5 protein-coding genes are annotated in these 4,528 nt (G+C 73.6%); 4 read left to right on the top strand and 1 reads right to left on the bottom strand.

Features of this window, described 5'->3' with window-relative positions:
• The first annotated feature begins 6 nt into the window (after positions 1 to 6).
• From dprA to AC13HU_RS32695, 4 genes are all read left to right on the top strand, one after another.
• The gene (gene dprA, locus AC13HU_RS32710) at positions 7 to 1,398 is read left to right on the top strand and encodes a DNA-processing protein DprA (protein ID WP_483045611.1); all 1,392 of its coding nucleotides are present in this window, start codon (positions 7 to 9) and stop codon (positions 1,396 to 1,398) included.
• Positions 1,399 to 1,677: 279 nt separating this feature from the next.
• On the top strand, positions 1,678 to 2,517 hold the full coding sequence (gene whiG, locus AC13HU_RS32705) for an RNA polymerase sigma factor WhiG (protein ID WP_483045610.1): 840 nt from the start codon (positions 1,678 to 1,680) through the stop codon (positions 2,515 to 2,517).
• Between the two features lie 23 nt (positions 2,518 to 2,540).
• Positions 2,541 to 3,140, top strand: a complete 600-nt coding sequence (locus AC13HU_RS32700; RefSeq protein ID WP_483045609.1) for a TetR/AcrR family transcriptional regulator — start codon at positions 2,541 to 2,543, stop codon at positions 3,138 to 3,140.
• Positions 3,141 to 3,169: 29 nt separating this feature from the next.
• Complete coding sequence (locus AC13HU_RS32695) at positions 3,170 to 4,045, top strand: LLM class F420-dependent oxidoreductase (protein ID WP_483045608.1); 876 nt, start codon at positions 3,170 to 3,172, stop codon at positions 4,043 to 4,045.
• Positions 4,046 to 4,145: 100 nt separating this feature from the next.
• On the opposite strand, the gene AC13HU_RS32690 is transcribed toward AC13HU_RS32695, so the two are convergent.
• Positions 4,146 to 4,528: peptidoglycan DD-metalloendopeptidase family protein (locus tag AC13HU_RS32690; protein ID WP_483045607.1), on the bottom strand; the 383-nt coding region annotated here is incomplete at its 5' end.

The following is a 4,528-nucleotide window of genomic DNA, read 5'->3' as shown; positions in this document are numbered from 1 at the left end:
GGGGAGTTGGGCGCGGATCGGGGTGCGCGGGAAGCGGGCGCGGGGGCCGGTGCGGAAGGCGGTGCGGCCGGCCCGGGTCGGGGCGCTGATGCCGGTGTCGGCGCGGATACCGGCGCCGGAACTGGGGCTGACACGGGCGGCGGAGGTGATGCCGGTGACGCCCTCGGGCGCACACGTGGGCGGGCTGCCGCCGAGGAGGAACTGCGGGCTGCTTACGCGGCAGGCGAGTTGACAGGTGCAGGAGGGTCAGGTGCGGCGGTGGGGTGGCAGGAGCGGCTCGCCCGGGTCACGCTGACCCGGGTGGCCGACCCCGGTGACAAGGTGATGGGCCGGGCGGTGCGGGATCTCGGCCCGCAGGCGGCGTTGCGCGCCGCGCTCGGCGGGCGGCGGCTGCCCGGGGCCGGCCTGGAGCGGACCGAGAGCTATGGAATCAGGGCCGCGCGGGCCGACCCGGTGGCGGATCTGGCCGCGGCACACCGGGCCGGCGGCCGCTTCCTCTGCCCGGGCGACGGTGACTGGCCCGGCCAGCTCGACGACCTGGGAGTGCAGCGGCCGTACGGGCTATGGGTGCGCGGGCGGCCGTCGCTGCGGCTGTGGGCCCTGCGGTCGGTCGCGGTGGTGGGCGCCAGGGCCTGCACGGATTACGGCAGGCACATGGCGGTCCGGCTCGGCGCGGGTCTTGCGGGCGCGGGCTGGGTGATCGTCTCGGGGGCGGCGTACGGCGTGGACGGCGCCGTGCACCGCGCCGCCTTGACGGCCGACGGCGCCACGATCGGCGTGGTGGCCAGCGGGATCGACGTGGCCTACCCGCGCGGGAACACCGAGCTGATCGCGGCAATCGCCGAACGCGGGCTGCTGGTGGGGGAACTGCCGCCGGGCGCCCATCCGACCCGGTCGAGGTTCGTGCTGCGCAACCGCGTCATCGCCGCCCTGACCAGGGGCACGGTGGTGGTCGAGGCCCGCTACCGCAGCGGGTCCCTGATCACCGCCCGGTGGGCGGGGGAGTTGGGCCGGATCACCATGGGCGTGCCCGGGCCGTGCACCAGTGCCATGTCGGAGGGGGTGCACGAACTGCTGCGCGGCGGTGCGGTGATGGTCACCGACGCGGCCGAAGTGGTCGAGCTGGTCGGGGAGATCGGCGCCGACCTCGCTCCGGACCGGCGCGGACCCGTGCTGCCCAGGGATCTGCTGCGACCGGCCGCCGCACGGGTGTTGGAGGCACTGCCCGGCCGAGGCGACGCCGCCGAGCAGGACATCGCCGACACGCTCGGCATCTCGACCGCCGACACGCTCGGTCGGTTGCACGAGTTGCGGGCACTTGGGTTCGTCGTACGCGAGTGCGGGCGTTGGCGGTTGGTCCGTACCGCACGCGACAGCCCGGGAAGTGGGACAGGTTGACGCCGCCGACACCCCATCAGGTGATAGGAAACCTCGCTGACCTGCGGTGTTCACAGTGCGGACGGCGCGGCGGCGGGATGCGGCGCATTATTGCCCTCGCACCCCCACACGGTCCGGTGCGGTACCCCGCGCCCTGTCCGGACCACCCGCACCCGTAGAGGAACGTATCTGCGCATGTCCCACACGGATGCCGTAGCAATCAGCGACACTATGGTCACGCTACGCTCGCGGAGGTTTGATCTTCCGCCTACGCCACGGCAGAACGGCTCACGACAACGTATGCCCCAGCACACCCCCGGGTCCGAACAGGCGGCGGCCGTGGCCACCGCCCGGGCCACCCCCCGGCCTGCCGCACCCACCTCGCTCGACGCGCTGTGGCGGACCTACAAGTCCACGGGGGACGCGCGGCTGCGGGAGCAGCTCATCCTGCACTACTCGCCGCTGGTCAAGTACGTGGCCGGCCGGGTCAGCGTCGGGCTGCCCGCCAATGTGGAGCAGGCCGACTTCGTGTCCTCCGGGGTGTTCGGGCTGATCGACGCGATCGAGAAGTTCGACCCGGACCGGGCGATCAAGTTCGAGACCTACGCCATCACCCGCATCCGCGGCGCGATGATCGACGAACTGCGCGCCCTGGACTGGATTCCCCGCTCCGTCCGGCAGAAGGCCCGCGCCGTCGAGCGTGCCTACGCCACCCTTGAGGCGAAACTGCGCCGCACCCCCAGCGAGCCCGAGGTGGCCGCCGAGATGGGGGTCGGCCTGGAGGAACTGCACGGCGTGTTCAGCGCACTCTCCCTCGCCAACGTGGTCGCCCTCGAAGAGCTGCTGCACGTCGGTGCCGAGAGCGGTGATCGGCTCAGCCTGGTCGACACCCTGGAGGACACCGGCGCGGACAACCCGTCCGAGGTTGCCGAGGACCGCGAGCTGCGCCGCCTGCTCGCCCGCGCGGTCAACACCCTCCCCGCCCGGGAGAAGACCGTGGTCACCCTCTACTACTACGAGGGGCTCACACTCGCCGAGATCGGTCAGGTACTGGGCGTCACCGAAAGTCGGGTCAGCCAGATCCACACCAAGTCCGTGCTCCAACTCCGGGCGAAGCTGGCCGACATGGGAGCACGCTGAGCGGGACTGTCTACAGTGGGGTAATGCCGAGAATTCGAGCGGCCTCGGTGGCCGAGCACCGGACGATGCAGCGCCGCGCCCTGCTGGACGCTGCCCGCACCCTGCTTTCCGAGGGCGGCACCGAAGCCCTCACCTTCCCCGCGCTCGCCGAGCGGACCGGGCTGGCCCGTTCCTCGGTGTACGAGTACTTCCGCTCGCGGGCCGCCGTGGTGGAGGAACTGTGCGCGGTCGACTTCCCGATCTGGGCCGCCGAGGTCGAGGCCGCGATGCAGGCCGCCGAGACCCCCGCGGACAAGATCGAGGCGTACGTCCGCAGCCAGCTCACCCTGGTCGGCGATCGCAGGCACCGCGCGGTGGTGGCGATCTCGGCCGGTGAGCTGGACGTCGGCGCCCGGGAGAAGATCCGCGCCGCGCACGGCAGTCTGGTCGCCATGGTGGTGGCCGCGCTGTCCTGCCTCGGCCACCCCGAGCCCCGGCTCACCGCCATGCTGCTGCAAGGCGTGGTCGATGCGGCAGTCCGCCGGATCGAGCTGGGCGCCGCCGAGCTGCCCACCGAGATCGTCGAGGCAGCCGTTGCCATGGCCCTGCACGGCGTCACCCGGTTGGCGGACAGCCCGGAATAGCCCGCGTGAAGCGCCCTGTTGCCGTCGGTATGACTTCAGGAGCACAGCAACAGGACATCGGCCGGGTCGGCGTGTGGAACTCGCGGCTGAGCCAGGGCGACAGCGAGTTCCAGGGCGAGAACCGCGAGGCCGCCGCCGAGCTGGAGGAACTCGGCTACGGCGCGATCTGGCTCGGCGGCTCGCCCCGGGTCGCCCGCGCGGTGCCGCTACTCGCCGCCACCCGGCGCATCACCGTGGCCACCGGCATCCTCAGCGTGTGGACCCAGCCCGCGGTGGAGGTCGCCCAGGAGATCGCCGACCTCGAACCCGGCCAGGCCGAGCGATTCCTGCTCGGCCTCGGGGTCAGCCACGCCCCGATCACCGAGGGCTACGCGCACCCGTACGCGAAGATGGTCGAGTTCCTCGACGGCCTCGATGCCGCGGCCGGCCCGGTCCCGTCCGCCCGGCGGGTGCTCGCCGCCCTCGGCCCGCGGATGCTCAAGCTCGCCGCGGACCGCTCCGCCGGCGCGCACCCGTATCTGGTCACGGTCGAGCACGTCGCCCAGGCCCGGGCCGCACTCGGCCCCGGCAGGCTGCTGGCACCCGAGTTGGGCGTCGTCCTCGACACCGACCTGGGCAGGGCCCGCGCGACGGCCCGCGCCGCCCTGTCGATCTACCTCCAGCTTCCCAACTACGTGAACAACTGGCGACGGCTCGGCTTCACCGACGAGGACTTCGCGGACGGCGGCAGCAACGAACTGCTCGACGCCCTCTTCGCCATCGGTGACGCCGCCGATGTCCGCACCCGGGTCGCCGCCTACCACGAGGCCGGCGCCGACCACGTGGCCATCCAGGCGTTGCGCTCCGACGGCGTCCTCCCGCGCGACGAGTGGCGTGAACTGGCCGCGGCGATGCCGCTGGACTGACCCGGCCCCGGGCGGGCCCGCCCCCACGGTCGGCCCGCTCGCTCGTCTCCTGCCACTCACCCGCCTCCTGCTCACCTCCGCCCTCCACCCTTTCGCCCGCTCACCGCTCCACCTGGGCCGCCCCGTCCACCGGCAGCAGCCGCGATGGTCCGGCCCGGCGCAGCACCGGCGGGAGCAGGGTGAGCGGGTCGAGGTAGACGTCGCCGCGCAGCAGGCCCCAGTGCACGCACGCCGCCGAGCAGTGCGGCGGTAACCCGGCGGCCGCCTCGCCCACCTGGTCCCCGGCGGCCACCCGCGCGCCCACCGCGACCGTGGCCCGTACCGGCTCATAGGTGGTGCGCAGGCCGCCGGGCAGCGCCACGACCACCACCGGGACGCCGGCGACCGGTCCGGCGAAGGCCACCTCGCCCGCGGCCGCCGCCCGCACGGCCACCCGCGGCGCGGCCGACAGATCGACCCCGCGGTGCCCCGCCGCCCACAGGG

The sequence above is a fragment of the Streptomyces sp. NH27 genome (assembly GCF_056859195.1).
This window is presented reverse-complemented; position numbering and strand designations above follow the sequence as displayed.